Source organism: Cupriavidus sp. R6-3 (assembly GCF_059772245.1).
On the sequence record NZ_JCBAJO010000001.1, the window covers coordinates 119692 to 136241 of the forward strand.

At 67.1% G+C, this 16550-nt stretch carries 15 protein-coding genes; 2 read left to right on the forward strand and 13 right to left on the reverse strand.

The annotated features are described in order from the left end of the window. Nucleotides 1–335: 335 nt before the first annotated feature. From AC6EI8_RS00540 to AC6EI8_RS00580, 9 genes are all read right to left on the reverse strand, one after another. On the reverse strand, nucleotides 336–1196 hold the full coding sequence (locus tag AC6EI8_RS00540; protein ID WP_498380983.1) for a phosphodiesterase: 861 nt from the start codon (nucleotides 1194–1196) through the stop codon (nucleotides 336–338). Beyond that, nucleotides 1193–2269, reverse strand: a complete 1077-nt coding sequence (locus AC6EI8_RS00545) for an ABC transporter ATP-binding protein (protein WP_498380984.1) — start codon at nucleotides 2267–2269, stop codon at nucleotides 1193–1195. The genes AC6EI8_RS00540 and AC6EI8_RS00545 overlap by 4 nt, the downstream gene beginning before the upstream one ends. After that, a complete protein-coding gene (locus AC6EI8_RS00550) occupies nucleotides 2262–3188 on the reverse strand; it encodes an ABC transporter permease (RefSeq protein WP_498380985.1) in 927 nt (308 codons plus the stop codon). The genes AC6EI8_RS00545 and AC6EI8_RS00550 overlap by 8 nt, the downstream gene beginning before the upstream one ends. Nucleotides 3189–3198: 10 nt before the next feature. After that, entirely contained in the window at nucleotides 3199–4032 is an 834-nt protein-coding gene (locus AC6EI8_RS00555; protein ID WP_150083541.1) for an ABC transporter permease, read from the reverse strand. 71 nt (nucleotides 4033–4103) lie between these two features. Next, nucleotides 4104–5126, reverse strand: coding sequence for an ABC transporter substrate-binding protein (locus AC6EI8_RS00560; RefSeq protein ID WP_150083542.1), 1023 nt, complete (start codon nucleotides 5124–5126; stop codon nucleotides 4104–4106). A gap of 86 nt (nucleotides 5127–5212) precedes the next feature. Next, complete coding sequence (locus AC6EI8_RS00565) at nucleotides 5213–6238, reverse strand: LacI family DNA-binding transcriptional regulator (protein ID WP_498380986.1); 1026 nt, start codon at nucleotides 6236–6238, stop codon at nucleotides 5213–5215. A gap of 310 nt (nucleotides 6239–6548) precedes the next feature. Continuing rightward, the gene (locus tag AC6EI8_RS00570) at nucleotides 6549–7121 is read right to left on the reverse strand and encodes an OB-fold protein (protein WP_226105514.1); all 573 of its coding nucleotides are present in this window, start codon (nucleotides 7119–7121) and stop codon (nucleotides 6549–6551) included. A 180-nt stretch (nucleotides 7122–7301) separates the two neighbouring features. Further along, nucleotides 7302–9275, reverse strand: a complete 1974-nt coding sequence (locus AC6EI8_RS00575; RefSeq protein ID WP_498380988.1) for a PhoX family protein — start codon at nucleotides 9273–9275, stop codon at nucleotides 7302–7304. A 320-nt stretch (nucleotides 9276–9595) separates the two neighbouring features. Next, on the reverse strand, nucleotides 9596–10465 hold the full coding sequence (locus AC6EI8_RS00580; RefSeq protein WP_498380989.1) for an IclR family transcriptional regulator: 870 nt from the start codon (nucleotides 10463–10465) through the stop codon (nucleotides 9596–9598). A 139-nt stretch (nucleotides 10466–10604) separates the two neighbouring features. Here AC6EI8_RS00580 and AC6EI8_RS00585 point away from each other — a divergent pair, with 139 nt between their 5' ends. Further along, nucleotides 10605–11960 (forward strand): NAD(P)/FAD-dependent oxidoreductase, encoded by a 1356-nt coding sequence (locus AC6EI8_RS00585; protein WP_498380990.1) that lies wholly within the window; start codon nucleotides 10605–10607, stop codon nucleotides 11958–11960. 47 nt (nucleotides 11961–12007) lie between these two features. Here AC6EI8_RS00585 and mepK read toward each other — a convergent pair whose 3' ends face one another. After that, nucleotides 12008–12571: a peptidoglycan L,D-endopeptidase MepK gene (mepK, locus tag AC6EI8_RS00590; RefSeq protein ID WP_150083548.1), complete on the reverse strand. Its 564-nt coding sequence runs from the start codon at nucleotides 12569–12571 to the stop codon at nucleotides 12008–12010. Nucleotides 12572–12619: 48 nt separating this feature from the next. Continuing rightward, nucleotides 12620–14197 carry a L,D-transpeptidase family protein gene (locus tag AC6EI8_RS00595; protein ID WP_498380996.1) on the reverse strand — a complete coding sequence of 526 codons (1578 nt, stop codon included), beginning with the start codon at nucleotides 14195–14197 and terminating at the stop codon, nucleotides 12620–12622. 220 nt (nucleotides 14198–14417) lie between these two features. On the opposite strand from AC6EI8_RS00595, the gene AC6EI8_RS00600 reads away from it, so the two are divergent. Further along, the gene (locus tag AC6EI8_RS00600; RefSeq protein WP_265635469.1) at nucleotides 14418–14576 is read left to right on the forward strand and encodes a DUF6726 family protein; all 159 of its coding nucleotides are present in this window, start codon (nucleotides 14418–14420) and stop codon (nucleotides 14574–14576) included. Nucleotides 14577–14711: 135 nt separating this feature from the next. On the opposite strand, the gene sctR is transcribed toward AC6EI8_RS00600, so the two are convergent. Beyond that, nucleotides 14712–15371 (reverse strand): type III secretion system export apparatus subunit SctR, encoded by a 660-nt coding sequence (gene sctR, locus AC6EI8_RS00605; RefSeq protein ID WP_006576043.1) that lies wholly within the window; start codon nucleotides 15369–15371, stop codon nucleotides 14712–14714. Continuing rightward, a partial coding sequence (gene sctQ, locus AC6EI8_RS00610) for a type III secretion system cytoplasmic ring protein SctQ (protein WP_498380991.1) occupies nucleotides 15368–16550 on the reverse strand: 1183 nt, incomplete at its 5' end. The genes sctR and sctQ, both read right to left, overlap by 4 nt.

Genomic DNA, 16550 nt, shown 5'->3' on the forward strand with positions numbered 1-16550 from the left:
GTAGCGTGCCGACGTTGGCAACGGCTCACCGGGTAAGCGCGTTGGCATTATCGCAGTGGGCCGGTAGTCAGATCAAATCGCCAGGCGACTCACCTCGCGCGTGAAAGATATCTCGGCTTAACCGACACGGACATGCCACCCCTATCTAGGCAGTTGTGATACTTGAGGATATCCGAAGGTCGGATGTCCGATTTGGAAGTTGATCCTCGGACGACCGTTGTTGGCCGATAGCGGGCAGTGTCCCGTGCAAGCCAAATACTGACGCGCGACCTGCAAAGTTGTTCCGAGAAACCGCGAACCGCTTGCACCCATTGCCTCCGCTCACCGCATCCCCCTCAATCAATCAACCTCCCCCCCTCGTCAAAAAACGGATACACCGGCCCATGATCCCCAATCGGTGCCGCATGGGTAACCAACCCATGCACCGGATGCCACCAATGCAGCAAAAACCCCGGCGGTTCCATCCGAAAGCGCGAAGGGGCCTGCGGGTCAAGGTCCAGTGCCACCTGGTGGGCCGGGCCGGGCGCGGTCATGGCGATGGTGCCGCCGAAGCGCCGGGTGATATGCCGATGCAGATGGCCGCACAGCACGCGCTCGACTTGCGGATGGCGCCGGACCACGGCCTCGAGCAGCGCGGCGTTCTCCAGGCCCTGCTGGTCCATATGACCGATGCCCGTGTGGAAGGGCGGGTGATGCAGCATCAGCAGCGTAGGGCGTTGCGGGTCGGCTGCCAGCGCGGCTTCCAGCCATGGCAACGCATCGGGGTCCACGCGTCCGCCGCTATGGCGCGGCACGGTGCAGTCGAAGGCGATCAGCGTCAATGGCCCCGCGTCGATGCGGTAGTGCACGGGCGAATCGCCATCGCCCGCGGCGAATAGATAGGCATGATCGGCAAACACGCGACGCAGTGCGTCCCGGCTGTCGTGGTTGCCGGGCATCAGCCGCACCGGTATTGGTAAGGTTTCGAGAATGCCCCGCAGGAAGCGATATTCGTCCTCGCTGCCGAAGTCGACCAGGTCGCCGGTGACCACGGCAATGTCGGGGCGCTGGGGCAGCGCCAACAGCGTATCGATGCATCGACGCAGCGCGTCGGCGGTATCCACGCGGCGGTAGGACAGCTTGCCGCCGGCCTTGATATGCAGATCCGTGATGTGGGCGACGAGGTAGGGCGTGGCCTGGGAAGCGGTCTGCATCATGCCGCGCTCCGTGTCGCCTCGGCGGGCACCGTCACCAGATGGCTGGTATCGATGCGCAGGCCAACGCGGTCGCCGGCCGACCAGCGGTCGCGTCGCGCGGTATCGAGCACGATCGGGGCAGGGGCGCCCACGTCGACCAGTAGCCGGGTCGCATGGCCGAGGAACAGCGCGGTGACGACGCTGCCGGTCACATGGACATCGGGCGCGCCGGGCGCGTCGGTCAGCGACACGTCCTCCGGCCGGAACATCAGCTCGGCCTGCGCCACCGCGATGTGTTGCGCCTCACGCGGCAACGCGCCTCCCGGCACGCGCCACACGTGGTCAGCCGCGGCCGCCGGCAAGCGGTTCATGGTGCCGATGAAGTCCGCGACGAAGGCATTGGCCGGATTCCGGTACACGTCCTGCGGCGTACCGCTTTGCGCGATGCGTCCCTTGTCCATCACGATGATGCGATCGCCCAGCGCCATCGCCTCCGCTTGGTCGTGCGTGACATAGACAGTCGTGATGCGCAGGCTGCGCAGCAGGCGGTTGATGTCGGCGCGCAGCGCGTCGCGCAGCTTGGCATCGAGCGCGGTCAGCGGTTCGTCCAGCAGCAATACGCGCGGCTGCACGGCGATGGCGCGCGCCAGGGCCACGCGCTGGCGCTGGCCTCCGGAGAGCTGGTCGACCCGCCGATTGGCGAAGGCGCTCAACTGCATCATGGCCAGCATGTCGTCGACGCGCCGCCGGCGGGTCTGCACATCGACCTTGCGCACGCGCAGGCCGTAGCCGATGTTCTCGGCCACTGTCATATTGGGGAACAGGGCATAGTTCTGGAACACCATGCCGACGCCCCGCTGTTCGATCGGCAGATGCGTGACCGGGGCGCCGCCGAACAGCACCTGGCCACCGGTATCGGGAAATTCGAGGCCCGCGATCATGCGAAGCGTGGTGGTCTTGCCGCAGCCCGAGGGGCCGAGCAGCACGACGGTTTCGCCGGCGCCGATGTCCAGATCCAGCGGTTCGAGGGCGCGCGTGCCATCGGGGAACGTCTTGCCGCAGTGGCGCAGGGCGATGGTGGTGGGCTCATGCATGGCGGGGGGCCTCCCTTTGTGGCTGGGGCTGGGACTGCGGCGCGCTGTCCAGACCGACTGGTGGGTTCAGTGAAGTGGTGACCGTGCCGGCGAACGGCACGGCCGTGTCCTGTACCGGATGTCGCTGGGCGCGTGCACCCATGGCGGACACCATCTGCATCACCACCAGCAGGGGAATGATCATCAGGAAAAACACGATGGTGTAGGCGGAGCCGATTTCCAGCCGCATCGATGCATAGCTGTCCGCGAGTCCGACGGGCAGTGTCTGCGTGGTGGGGGTATGGAGCATCCAGGTCAGGTTGAATTCGCCGACGGACAGCGTCACGACCATCAGTGCGCCGGCGAGAATGCCTTGCCGGCAATTGGGCAGCACCACCGTGAAGAATCGCTGCATGCGCGTGGCGCCGAGGCTTGCGGCCGCGTCCTCCAGCGTGCGGATGTCGATGGCCGACATGATGGCCAGTACCGACCGGACCATGAAGGGCAGGGTGAACAAGACATGCCCGATCAGGATAAAGACCCAGCTGGTGCGCAACCATGGCAGGCCGCCATACAGCAGGATCAGGCCGAGCGCGGTCGCCAGGCCGGGGATCGCCACCGGCAACATCAGCAACTCCTCGATCAGCCGGGTCAGGCGGCTGCGGCGCAGCGCCATGTAGTAGGCGGCCGGAACGCCGAGCACCAGCGTGCAGGCCAGGCATGCGAGCGCAATGCCGAGCGACAGGAAGATGGTGATGCGGTACAGGCCCCACACCTCCTGGACCCACCGCGTGGTCAGGCCGCTCTCCAGCCCGACGAAGATATTGTTGGTCAGGCCCGCCAGCACGGAGAGCGCTACCGGTACGGTCATGAAGGCGCAGACGGCGAGCGTCAGTGCCAATTGCGCCCAATAGGCATAGCCACGACGGATGGAATTCATGGGCGCGCTCCTATGCGGTGGCGGCAACCGCGTTGCCGGACAGATGCCGAGCCACCGCCAGCAGGGCCCAGGTCACGGCACCGAGCAGGATCGACAGCGCGGCGGCCATGCCGAAGTTGGCGTAGTTGGTGAACTCGTTGTAGATGGTCAGCGGCAGCACGTCGAGCTGCGTGGCCAGCGTGAAGGCGGTGCCGAACGCGCCCATGCTGGTGGCAAAACAGATCGCGCCGCTGGAGATCAGGGCGGGCATCAGCGCGGGCAGCATCACGTCGCGCACCACGCGCCAGCGGTTGGCGCCCAGCGAGCGGGCCGCTTCCTCCAGCGAGGCGTCAAGCTTCTCCACGGCCGCCATCACGGTCAGGATCACGCGGGGAATGGAGAAATACAGGTAGCCGACGAACAGTCCCGCCATGCCATAGGCGAACGTCCAGCGCTCGCCGGCAAGCAGATCGCCGATCGAGGCGAGCAGGCCGTTGCGGCCGCCCAGCATGATGACCATGAACCCGATCACCACGCCGGGAAACGCCAGCGGAAAGGTCAGCATGGCAACCAGTACCGACTTGCCTGGCACCGGATGCCGCTGCAGGAAGGTTCCCGCCACGCCGGCAATCGCCAGCGTGACCAGCGTCACCGATGCCGATAGCAGCACCGTGGACAGCAGGCTGTGCAGATAGCGCGGGCTGGACAGCACGGTCCAATAGACGCCGGCGCCGTCGTCGCCCGCCACGCTGACCGCCAGCAGCTTGGCCATTGGCAGGCAGAAGAACGCCAGGAAAACGATCAGCGCCGGCAATGCAAAGACGATCAGCGTGCGGGCGTTGGGTGAAGAGGGGCGACGGCGCATGGTGAGGGTGTCTCCAACCGAAAGGAGCCGGAAATAGGGCTGGCCGGAGCGACGTGCGCCCCGGCGCTGCGTCAGCGCACTTCCTTCAGGTATTGGTCGCTGAAGGCCTTCTGGACTTCGGCCATCTTGCCGTAGTCGATGGTCTTGGCGCGGGCGTAGTCCGAAGCGGGCAGGAAGCGGGCCTCGACCTCCTTGGACACCGCCTTGGCCCGTACCGGCCGCAGATAGGCATTCGCCCACAGCGCTTGCCCGGCGTCGGACAGCACGAAGTCGAGCACCTTGCGGGCTTCGGCCGGATGCGGCGCCTTGTTGACCATGCTCATGACGTAGGGCACCACCAGCGTGCCTTCCTTGGGAATCACGAAGGCGACATTGGCGCGGTCCTTGTAGCGGGCGCGATAGGCGTTGAAGTCGTAGTCCAGCAGGATGGGAATTTCACCGGACAGCACGCGCGCATAGGCGGTCTGCTTCGGCACGATGGGCTGGTTCTTCTGCAGGTCCTTGAAGAACTTCAGCGCCGGGCCGAAATTGTCGAGCGAACCGCCCAGGGCCTGGTTGATCGCCACCGCGCCCACATAGCCGACGAAGGCGCTGGCCGGATCGAGATAGCCGACCATGCCCTTGTACTCGGGCTTCTGCAGGTCGGCCCACGATTGCGGCACCGGCTTGCCGCGCAGCGCATCGACATTGACCATCAGGCCCAGCGTGCCCGAATGGATCGCGAACCAGTGGCCCTGCGGGTCCTTGAGGCCGTCCGGGATGTCATTCCAGTTGGCGGGCTTGTAGGGCGCCGTCACGCCTTCCTTCTGCGCCTGGATGCCGAACGTCACGCCGTAATACACCACGTCGGCCACCGGGTTGGCCTTTTCCGCGACGATCTGGGCCAGCGACTGACCCGAGTTCTTGTTGTCGTGCGGCACCGTGACGCCGGTCTTTTCCTTGATCGCGCGGATCTGCGCAGCCCAGTCCGCCCATTCCGGCGGGCAGTTGTAGCAGATCGCGGTTTGCGCGGCCGCGGCGTGGCTGAATACGACCGCGCCAAGCGTGGGCAGCACCCAGCGCAAGCGGCGCAGCCAGGACGAAGTCGATTGCATGATGCACTCCTTATCTAGATACGGCGGTGGTGGAAAACGGCACAAGTCGATGCGAGTGAAGCGCGCCGGTTCGGCTGCGGCGGGCGCTAGGCGGGTGGTCCGACGGTGGCGCCCGCACGTATCGCGTGCGGCAGCAGCGTTGCGCGTGGCGGGCCACGGTCCGGCGCGGCGTCGGCGCCGGCGGCGTTCAGCCGTGCCAGCAGGCAAGCCAGCGCCCGGGCACCGATCTCGTTGTTGGGCTGCACGACCGTGGACAGCGGCGGCTCCAGCAGTTGGCCGAGTTCGATGCCGTCGTAGCCGAGCACGGAAATATCGCCGGGCACGGACAGTCCCAGGCGCTTCAGAATGGACATCACGCCGATCGCCAGCATGTCGTTGGTGCAAAACAGCGCCGTGGGTGCGCGCGGCGCGGTGACGAGGCGCCGAATGTGCTCGGCCTCCTCCGGCGTGTGCGTGGGCGTGTGGGCCGGCAGCGACAGTGGTGGCAGCGGTTCCAGGCCATGCGCGCGCATCGCGTCCTGATAACCCGCATAGCGTTGCTTGGCGCGGTCCGATGCGGCGAAGGCGCCCGATACCACCGCGATGCGCCGATGCCCGGCGGCGATCAGCGTCTCCACGCCGGCGCGTGCGCTGACGCGGTTGTCCACCGATACCCAGTAGTGTTTGCCGCGGCGCGTCCCCTGGTTGTACGCGAGCACATACGGCACGCGCTCCGCATCGAGCTGGTCCAGCACCGCGCTGCGGGCTGCATCGGCCACCGTCAGCACCATGCCGTCGACCCGATGGCGCAGCAGATATTCGATCCGCTCGCGTTCGCGCGCGGGGTCGTAGCGGCTGGTCACCAGCATCAGCGAATAGCCTTGCGCGAGCGCTGCCTCCTCGATGCCGCGCCAGCATTCGGCAAATACCGCATTTTCCAGCGTCGGCAGCATGACGCCGACGATGCGCGTGCGCTGTGCCCGCAGCTTGGCACCCAACAGGTTGGGGCGGAAGCCGAGTTCGCCCGCCGCCCGCAACACGCGCTCCGCGGTGTCCTGGCGGACCAGTTCCGGATTGCTGAACACGCGCGACGCCGTGGCCAGCGACACGCTCGCCGCCTGCGCAACGTTCATCAGCGTCGCGCCATTGGAGGGCGTGGGCGACGCGGACGACGTGGCGAGGGGTGCGGGTTTACGAGGCATTCGGCTGGAATCGGGGCGAGGTGTGGAGAAATGAAAACGTTTTCATTCAAGCCACAAAAAAACCGGTGTCAAGGACAACCGGTGGTGCGGTGCGCCGCAAAAAAGCCGGCGCGGTCATGCGATCGGCATCGGTGGCCGAACAGGGGCGATTGTGCGCGGCGCAAATGACAGCAGGATGAAACTGGGGGAGGGCCCAGCAGGAAGGCGTTCGGGAAGGCGGCCGGCCCCGGATCTCTTCAGCTCAATTGGCGCCGCCCCGCAGCAGACAGCCGTCGAGCACCGGCGTGGTACCCACGATGCCCGCACCGGTGCACTCGACCGCGACCTTCTGTCCGCGCCGGACCATCGTGGCGCGCGCTTCCACTTCGCAGACCGGCCGAGCGGCGCCGCAGTTCTGCTGTTCCAGCAGGTTCGCGCGTACCGGCTGATCCGGGTCGGTGGTGCGGATATCGAGATAGACCCGCGTATCGCCCTCGCGTCGAATTCCGCTGGCCACGCCCTCGACGATGAAGTACGCCCCGCGATAACGTTGATCGGCGCTGTCGCGATCTTCGCGATAGTCTTGCAGGATCGCGGCCGCCTGGTATACCTGCAGGCGATCGGCGGATCGCGCTGGGTCGATGCTGAACGGTTCGAGTGTGCCGCCGCGGTAAATGCCGCCCGCCGCGCTGGCTGATGGAACCTGCGACGCCTCCGCAACGGAAGAGGAGGCGGTGTCGCTGGCATTGTTCTGCTCGTTGCCCACCAGCCACAGCATGGCGATGACCGCCAATAGGATCAGGGCAATGGCGATTTGTCGGGTCTTGTCAGTCATTGAGGGATAGGTGAAAGGGCCGGCCCCCTCGGGGGGCACGGCATGCGGGATGCAGCCGAGGGCGACAGTCTAGTCGTCTTTCCTTTCAACATCCGCTTCGCGGTCGGCGTGAGACCCGGACGTCAATAAAAAAAACCGGGCGATTTCTCTCGCCCGGGCTTCTTTTGACGCGTCTGAGGCTTATCCCTTCGCCAACTTCACCGAAGTGGCATCGCCCGTGATGTATCCCACTGCCGCCCCAAACCGATCCTTGTAATTGGCCCGAACCAGCGGATCCAGCGTCGGCTTGACGATGTCATGCAACGGCGATTCCCAATCCCCCGGATGCTGGAACGAACTCATGACGTACGTCCATCCGTTGATCTCGTCGACCGCATGCAAGCCGGTCGATTCCGCGCCGGCCGGCGTCGACAACACGCGCGACAGCTTCTTCGTATCGACGTTGTAAGCCCACAGGAAGTTGTTGACGTGGGTATTGCTGTCCTCGCCGATAAACAGCGTGCGCAGCTTCTCCGAGAACTTCAGGTTGTCCGGCGTCGCGATCTTGTCCGGGTTGGCGAAATTGCCCAGCGCGTCCTGCTGCTTGAGCTTGCCGCCGCCAAAGTCCTCGGCGATCAGTTCGGGGACGGCGGCCATATCGACCGGCACCCATTCCGAGTTGATCGGCGCGCCGGTGGTATCGGCCTGGCCGCCGCGCAGGTTCTGCGCGTAGACCGCGCCCGAATAGGGGCCTTCGACCTTGACGCCGCCCGAGCCGTTCAGCATCGACGATTCGATGCGGGACATCGCGATATAGGCAATCTTGTCGCGCGCATTGATCGTCGTGCCTTCCCACTTGGTGAAGCCCAGGCTGCCGCCCTTGAGCGCCGCGTAGCGGTGCGTCTCGAGGAAGGCCGCGGCCTTTTCCATGCCGGGCATCAGCTTGACCCACTGGAAGCCGCCGTTGAACGGGATGCGGGTATAGCCGGCATCGGCCGGATCGGTGGTCTTGACGTCGAAGATGTCGGTGGCCTGGATGCCGCCGCGCACCAGCGCGCGGATTTCGTCGCTGGTGGCGTGGCCCAGCGGAATCCAGCTCAGCGTGGCCGAGCCCGGGCCGGTGCCCGACGTTTGATTCCACTTGCCGACGTATAGCGTGCCGGACGACAGGTCGCGCGCGCGGTCGGCGATGAACATGAAGGCGCCGCCATTGGTGGCGTCGTCGCCCATCAGCACGGTGCGCTCGTCGGGCGCGACGCAGACCAGCTCATGCGAGATCCGGCCCAGGCAGTAGTGCTTGACGATGGAGCCGGTGCCGTCGGGGTTGACCGTGACCTCGGGCAGATGGCCGTAGTCGTACGGCGAGGCCGCGGTCGGGTCGCCGAAGGTGTAGGTGCTGAAGCGCTGGAACTGCGTGTTCGACGCGATCGTGAAGGCGTCCGGTTCGTATTCCTCGCTCGACAGGTGCGTGTTCCACGGCGACAGGCTGGCGCCGCAGGTGATCCACAGCCCGCGCGCGGACGACGTATCGACGTTGTGGTACTTGACCAGCGTCAGCTTGCCGGTGGCCGGGTCCTGATCCAGCGTCAGGATCGCGATCGGCGAGGGCAGCATGCCGTAGGTGGAGGCGCCGGCCTGGTCGCGCGTGGTGTATTCGAATTGCACGACGGCGAACACGGGTTTGCCCTTGACGCCCGGCACGTTGGCATCGGCCAGCGTCAGCAGCGAGCTGCCGTCGACGCAGTCCGAGAAGAACTGGCGCTCGCTGCCGGGCACCGAGCGGTCGAGGATCGGCTGGTTGTGGATGTCGAAGTAGCCGCCGGCCACCACGGTGCCGCCCTTGCCGTCGGGCACCGTATCGCCGGTGATGAAGAAGGGCTGATAGGCGAGCTTGTAGGTCTGGCTGCTGCCGTCGCTGAACGAGACCTTCAGCTCGGAGCCGACCGTGGTGGTGGCCATGGCCGCCGGCGCCGCCAGCGTCGGGGCGCTCATGCCGATGAATTCGGCGGTGGTGAAGGTGGCGGTCGGCGTGCCGGGGTTCGGCGCGGTGTCCGCGTCGTCGTCGCCGCCGCAGCCGGCCAGCAGTGCGGCCGAGGCCGAGCCCAGCGGCAGCATCGGCGAGGTGGCAAGGAATTTGAGGAGGGTGCGGCGAGATGGATTCGGTGTTGGCTTCATGTTGTTGAAAGCAATCTGAAAGTTCGACGCTGCAAACGACGATGCCCGGCGGGTGGCCGGGCATCGAGTGGGACCGCTCTTCGGAGCGCAGTCGGGATGGTAGGCAGCGTTGATGACAGTTTTTTGACAGCGGGGTGGATGGCATTCGGCCCGCGCGGTGCCCTCAGTGGCCTCCGTGCCGTCAGCGTCCTCAGCGTCTCAGCGTCTCAGCGTCTCAGCGTCTCAGCGTCTCAGCGTCTCAGCGTCTCAGCGTCTCAGCGTCTCAGCGGCGGCGGCAGCGGCCGCAACGCCCTCAGCGCCGGCAGTGCCCCTCAACGCCCTCAGCGCGCATTGACGTCCCGCTCGATCGCGCGTGCCGTGACCAGCAACTGCGGCAGCAATTGCCGCAGCGTTTCCTCGACCGTCCAGCGCGACGTCGACACCGCGATGTTCACCGCGCCGATCGGCTCGCGCTGCCGGTTCAGGATCGCCTTGGCGATCGAGATATCGCCGATGAAGGACTCCTGATCGTTCAACGCATAGCCGCGCTTGCGCGCGGTCTGCAGGGCCGTGCGCAAGTCGGACAGCTCGGTGCGCGTATGCGGCGTCATCGCACGGCGCGGCACGCGTGCGAGCAGCCGCATCGCGTCGTCGATGTCCATTTCGGCAAGGATCGCGCGCCCCGCGGCGGAGCAGTGGATCGGCAGACGGGAGCCGACGTGCAGATCGACGCTGACGGCACGAAAGCCCGGAAAGCGCACCACATAGACGATCTCGTCGCCTTCCATCTCCATCAGGTTGACCGTCTCGGCGGTGCGGCGATTCAGGTCTTCCAGATGGGGCAGGGCGCGGTCGCGCAGCGAATCGCTGGACAGCATCGCGTGGCTCAGGTGCAGCACCTTGCCCGATAGCGTAAACGCCCGGGTTTTCGGGTCCTGGCGCAGGTAGCCGAGCGCGGTCAGCGTATGGGTGATGCGCTGCAACGCGCTGCGGCTCAGCGACGCGTGTTGGCAGAGCTCGGTCAGGCCGACCGGGCGACCGATGTCGGCCAGGCGCTCGAGCACTTCGAAGGCCTTGCCGATCGAGGCGATAAAGAGCGGATTGGCGGAGCGGCTGTCGTTGCCGCGCTCATCGCCTAGCTCATTGCTGCGCTGATCGCGATGCCTGCCACCGCCGTTCGCCGCCGCGATCCGGGCGTTCGATCCCCGCACTGCCTTCGCCGTCCCCATTTCCCCATTCTCCCGCGGTGATTCGCCGCACATATCGCATACCGATATCCGCTATTGCGCCCGCGATAGTGAGCCACTTACATTCGAAGCCGTCAAGACATCCACCCATACACCGATTCCCATGGAACATCAGAACGCGCCGATCCCACCGTCCCGCCCGCCACGCGTTGCCGTGGTGGGAGCCGGCATCGTCGGGTCGGCGATCGCGTACGAACTGCAGAAGCGCGGGGCCGAGGTCACGCTGATCGATCGTGACGAGCCGGGGCAAGCCTGCAGCTACGGCAATTCCGGGGCGATCAGCCCGGGCTCGGTCGCGCCGCTGGCGATGTCGGGCGTGCTCGCCTCGTTGCCGAAGATGCTGCTGGACGAACGCAGTCCGCTGTATCTGCCGTTGTCGTATTTGCCGCGGGCCTTGCCCTGGCTGCTGCGTTTTATCGCGTCGGCGTCGCCGCGTCGCGTCGAGCAAGCGGCCGAGCGGCTGCATGCCATCCACGTCAACGCGGTGCAGCGGCATCGGCAGCTGACGCAGGAGATCGGCGCGCCCGAGCTGCTGATGCAGCGCGGCCATCTGCATCTGTATCCCGATGCTGGGGCGCTGCAGAAGGACGCCACCTCCTGGCGCATGCGCAAGGAATTCGGCTACGAGTTCGAGACGCTGGATCGCGCCGGCATCGAGGCGCTGGAGCCCAATGTCGGCAAGCGCTATCAGGTCGGCGTCTTTCTGCAGGATCACGCGACCATCGTCAATCCGGGGCGCTATGTGAAGGCCATCGTGCGGGCGTTCGAGCAACGCGGCGGCCAGTGGCGCAGGACCGAGGTTCGCGCGCTGCGGCGCGCGGACTTCGCGGGCCGGCCGCGCTGGTGCGTGGTGGAGGCGGATGGCCGCGAGGACGAATGCTTCGACGAGGTCGTGGTGGCCGCGGGCGCGTGGTCGCGCAAGCTGACGGCGCCGCTGGGGCTCGAAATTCCGCTGGAAAGCCAGCGCGGCTATCACGTGCAGTTTCGCGACGCCGCGCGCACCGTAACGCGCACGGTGGTGCTGGCGGACCGCAAGGTCTTCGTCACGCCGATGGAGGAGGGACTGCGCGTCGGCGGCACGGTGGAGATCGGCGGGCTGTCGCGGCCGCCCGACATGCGCCGCGCGGCGATGCTGGAGCGCATCGCGCGCGAGACCTTCGACAGGCTGGACGATCCGGCGCCGGCCCGCTGGATGGGCCATCGGCCCTGCATGCCGGACTCGGTGCCCATCGTCGGGCCGGCGGATGGCCACCCCGGACTGTGGCTGGCAGTCGGGCACGGCCACCTGGGCGTGACGGACTCGGTCAATACGGCGTATCGGATTGCCGATCGGATGTTGGGAGTCGGGATCGAGGCGGAAGGTCGCTCGGTCCCGCCGTTCCCGGAGACGGCGGATTCTACCGCCGCGCCAAGATCCGTTGCGCCCGCCAAGGCGGGGGCGCAGCGTCTTGATCGCTGAAGCGCACCTTCAGGGCCGGGACCGCCGCGCTGAAGGCCGCGTAACGTTCAACCCCAGCGGCGCACGCGGCCGGTGTCGATGTGGATGAAGTTCTCGCTGCGGTAGAAGCCGACGCCGCCGGCCTGCAGCGACACGGCCGCGTCGCGCAGATCGTCGAGCGCCACGCCGGGCAGGCGGATGTCGATCGCCTTGCCGTCCATATGCAGGCTGTGCTTCGCCACGCCGCCGCCGCGCGTCTTGCGCAGGCGCGAATTGGTATTGGGGCTGCGATAGCCGGAGATGACCTGGAACGGGTTGTCGCTGCCCAGCACCGTGCGCAGCTGGTACAGCACGCCGAACAGCTCCGGATCAATCGTGCCGACGTCGCCCGAATAGTGGTCGCGCAGGAAGCGATTGAGCTTCAGGTGGGCCTGCGGCAGGACCTGTTCGCCCATCGCGTAGACCAGCGACAGATGCTCGCCGGTGTGGGTGTGGTCGAAGGCCAGCGCGCGGGCGCCCGGCACATTGGCGAGCGCCAGTTTGGGCGCCAGGGCCGTCAGGCCGGCGCTCAGCGCCAGGCCGCCAGTGCGTTGCAGGAAGCGGCGCCGTGCCGGATCACGTGAATACGTCATGATGTGATGTTCTAGCTCGTTTGGCTCGATGTTGCTTGTCTCAGGAGGTCAGGGGGGTGGGGCGCTGGCCGCGCGGTTGGCCGGCGGCGTTGCCCTGACGGCCGGCGTATGCGAGGCTCGGCGCGCGGCGCGCTGCTGCAGCGCCTGGCCGAGCACTTTATCCTGGCCGTAAATGTCAGCGAGGAAGTATACCCGTCCATCGGCTCTTGCGATGGCCGTGCCATAAGCCAACGTTACCGGCAAGGGATTGACCAGCGAGACGGTGCTGGCCTTGCCGGCGCCCATCGCCTGCCGGATCCGCTCCTCGGTCCATTCCGGCATGTCCTTGAGCACGAACTTGGCAAGCGCGACCGGATCCTCGACGCGGATGCAGCCATGGCTCAGGTCGCGCCGGCCACGCTTGAACAGCTGCGGCGCCGGCGTGTGGTGCAGATAGATGGCCTGGTTGTTCGGGAACACGAACTTGATGTCGCCGAGCGCGTTCAGCGGCCCGGGCCGCTGGCGGATGCGCATCTGACCGTCCAGCACGGCCTGCATATTGGCCGCGTTCAGCTGCTTGATGACCTCATTACCGGCCACGAACTCGAAGCCCTGGCGCTTGAAATAGGCCGGATCGCGCTGAAGCCGCGGAATGATTTCCTTCTGCGCGATCGAGCGCGGCACGTTCCAGTACGGGCTGAACTCGATATAGCGCATGTCCTCCTTGAACAGCGGCGTGCGCGTGTCGAGCGCCTTGCCGACGATCACCTTCATTTCCAGCCGGATATCGAGCTTGCCCTCGTGGAACTCGTAGGCGCGCAGCATGAACTCGGGGATATTGACGACGATCATGCGCGAGCCCTCCGCCAGCGGGGTCCAGCGCAGCCGCTCCATCGTCAGCACGATCTGCCGCACGCGCGCCGACGGCGGCGTATTGAGCTGGGCCAGCGTGGCCGGGCCGATCACGCCGTCCGCTTCGAGGCCGTGGCGGCCCTGGAACGCCTTGACCGCGGCCACCAGCGGTCCGGTATAGGTCGCCGGAACCGGTGTGCCCGTCGGCAGATCGCCGAGCGCCGTCAGGCGCTGGGCCATTGCGGCCAGTCCCTCGTAGCTCTTGCCCTCGGTCAGCTTGCCTTCGGGCAGCGCGGGCAGCGGGGTTTTCCAGTGGGGCAGCGTGGCGAGCTGGCGGTAGCGGGCCAGCGCATCGCGCAAGGTGCCATACAGCGGGAACGTCGGCGCGGCTTCGCGGATCGCGGCCGGCAGGCGGTTCGCCGCCAACGCCGCGCGCAGATAGCTGTTCGGGTCGAACGGCTTTTCCTCGGCGATATTGAAGTTCGCATGGACCTTGCGCGGGTCGACGCGGCCGCGGTGCAGATCGGACAGGTAGCGCTGCATCGCCGCGGTCAGGGCGCCATCGAGGCGATCGGCCGCCTCGGGCGCCAGCGCGGGCCCATTGGCGGCCTTGGCGACGGCGTCGCGCAGCATGTTGGCATCGTAGTCCTCGGCATCGAGGCCGTCGGCGGGTGCATTGACCAACGCGGCCACCGCCTGCTGCGCGGCGGGAGTCGGCTTGCCATTGGCGAACCACAGGGGCTGGGCCAGTGCGCCGGTGGCGAAGCTTGCCAGCAGGGCGGCCAGCAGGACCATCGGCAAGGCGGTCAGCGCGCCGGCATACCAGCGCCGGCAGCGGGCGAGCAGAACGGGGAAGGGCGATTGCAGGGCGTGCAGGTGGGACGTTTCGGCAACAGTCATCAGGGATCCGGAATGGCGTACCAGTCCATATGCTAGCCCAGGATGCCGGCAGGCAAGGAATCGTGCACAATGCGCGTTCCCGCTGACGAGGCCGTGCCCGATGTAACGATTGCTGATGATGTTGCCGCTGGTCCTTGCAACGGTCTTTGCGTTGGGCGGCTGCGGTGTGCTTGCCGCTCCCTGCCGGGTCGCCTCCGCGGGCCTGAAGATCGTGCCCGTGATCGGCGATGTCGCCGCGCTGCCGACCGATGCCTGCGCCGAGGTGATCGACTGAGGCTGAGGGAATTGACTGAGGCCGAGGTGGTGATGGGGCCGAGGTGGTCGACTGAGGCGGCGGTGATTGACTGAGGCGGCGGTGACCGACCGAGGCCGAGAGCGAGGTCGCCGCCGATGCCGCAGCCGCAGCGCCCTAGCGGTACGACAGCACCAGTCCCTGGATCAGCTGCGTCCACCCCTCCAGCATCACGAACAGCAGCAGCTTGAATGGCACCGAGATCGTCGTTGGCGCGATCATCGACATCCCCAACGCCAGCAGGATCGCCGCCACGATCAGGTCGACCACGACGAAGACCAGATAGATGATGAAGCCGATCTGGAACGCGCGCGTCAGCTCCGACAGCGTGAAGCTCGGGATCAGCACCATCATGTCGTCCGGCTGCAGATCGTCGGCGCGGCCCTCGGGCCAGATCCGCTTGGCCGATTGCACGAAGAAGGTGCGGTTGCGCTCCTCCGTATGCTTGATCAGGAATTCCTTCAGCGGCCCGCTGACCGAGTCGTAGACGGTGACCACATCCCCCACGTTGAACGGCGCATTGCTCTGCGCGCGCCGCTCGATCGCGTCGAAGGCATCGGCGCCGATCGGCGCCATGATGTACGCGGTCAGGATGATCGCGATGCCGTTGAGCACCATATTGGGCGGCACCTGCTGCAGCCCCAGCGCGGCGCGCAGCAGCCCGAACACGATCACCAGCTTGGTATAGCTCGTCACCATCAGCGCGACGAACGGCGCAATGCCGAACGCCAGGATGACGGTGAGGATCAGTACCGGGTTGTACAGATTGCCGCTCATGCGTCGCCCGCGGCGAAGCTCGATACGCGCACGCCGAGCCGGTTGCCCACCGCGATCAGCGTGCCGGTGCCCAGGATGCGGCCGCCGGCGACGATGCGTACCTCACTCTGTTTCAGCGGCTGGGGCAGTTCGAACACATAGCCGGGCCGCACCTCGCGAAGGTCGGCCAGCGCCAGCGAGACATCGCCGACCTCGAAGCGCAGCGACACCTCCAGCTCTTCCAGCCGGTCCAGCGCGGCCGGCGCGGCGTCGGGATGGGGCAACTCGCGCTGCCCGTTGTTGCGGTCTTCCATGCTGTCTCCGTGAGCCGACGGCGCGGCGGGGGCGCCGGTCGGGCGTTGAATCGTGATGCGGCGTCCCTCGGCCAGCGCGGGCCAGCCCAGGCCCGCGGCACCGGTCGTGCAATGGACCGCGAGCGCGCCGCCATGCGTCTGCCAGTGTTCGATGCCGACGATGTCGCCCGGACGGATGTCGCGCATCTCGCCGATCGCGATGGCGGTGGTGCCGATGCGCACGGCGAGCGGCACCTGCAATTGCGCCAGCCACGGCGGTAGCGGGGCGTCGGGCTCGCGTTGCAGCAGCGGTAGCGCGCCGAGGCGCTCGGGCTCGTCCAGTTGCAGGGTGGCGTGCAGCGTCTCGCTGGCGGCCGCGACATGGCGGTCGTTGCCGCCATTGCCTGCATTGCCCGCATCGGCGCCACCGGCTCCATCCCCGATGCGCCGCAGCGTCAGCCCAAAGCACGGCGCGCCAGAGCGGAGGCCGCCGCCGTCCCCGTGCCACGCGAACGGCTGCCGGGCCGTGGCCGCCACCAGGTCGGCGACGGGGGCCAGGGCATCGGCCATCAAGGCTTGACGCAGCAGGGCCGGCAGCGTCTCCGCCGCACCCTCCACGCCGAGCAGGCGGCGTTCGCTCGGCACATCGAACAGCAACTGTCCGCGCGTCTCGCCGAGCGTGAAGGCGTAGGCGTTGGCGCTTGCGTTGAGCCCGCCGTTGGCACTGACCTTGGGGTTGGGGTTTGCATGGGCGTTACCCCCGCCGCTGGACGAGGGCAAGCCGCCCGCCGCGGGGCTCTCATGCGGCTCGAAATGCAGCAACCAGTCGGCGCCGGCCACGCGCAGCCGCAGCGGTGCCGTCCGGCACAGCAGGCGATTGGCCAGGGCCGCCACATCCGCCTCGACG